The organism is Secundilactobacillus muriivasis, from assembly GCF_054785195.1.
Map to the genome: position 1 here is coordinate 1 of NZ_BAABMI010000115.1, position 699 is coordinate 699.

The 699-nt window shown below is 35.6% G+C and carries 1 protein-coding gene; it reads left to right on the forward strand.

Annotation, left to right across the window (positions count from 1 at the left end; translation table 11 throughout):
• Window positions 1-699, forward strand: a 699-nt coding sequence (locus ACYVR3_RS16160; RefSeq protein WP_461245022.1) for a MobA/MobL family protein, incomplete at both ends; no start/stop codon positions are given.

The window sequence follows — 699 nt, forward strand, 5'->3', positions numbered from 1 at the left end:
AAATTCACGCTATGCAAAAGAGTTTAACGTGGCTTTACCAGTTGAATTAAGTGAAGATGAACAGAAAGAATTATTGACAAAATATGTACAAGAAAATTTTGTTGATGAGGGTATGGTTGCCGACGTAGCAATTCATAGAGATCACCCAGATAATCCGCACGCTCATGTTATGCTAACTAATCGTCCATTTAATCCAGACGGAACATGGGGATTGAAAAGTAAAAGAGAAAATATATTAGATGAAAATGGGAACAAGACTTATACAGGAAATAGTCGTTTTCCAAGATCAAGAAAGGTGTGGCTAGTTAATTGGGATAAAAAAGAAAAAATAACTGAATGGCGGCACAATTGGGCGGTTAGTGTCAATCAAGTTTTAGAGCAAAAAAATATTCCCGATCGGATCAGCGAAAAATCATTTATCGATGAGGGAATAGATGATACCCCAATGCAACATGAGGGAATCAATAGTAAGCGGCATGAAAGAAAAGAATTTAACCAACAAGTTAAGGACTATCGCAAGGCCAAAGCCAGTTATAAAAATAACCAAGAAAAAGTAATCAATAGAGGTCATTTAGATAGCCTAAGTAAACACTTCTCGTTTAATGAAAAACGGGTAGTTAAAGAGTTAAGCCATGAACTGAAAACTTATATCAGTTTGGAGAACTTAGATGATAAGCGGCGCATGCTATTTAATTGGAA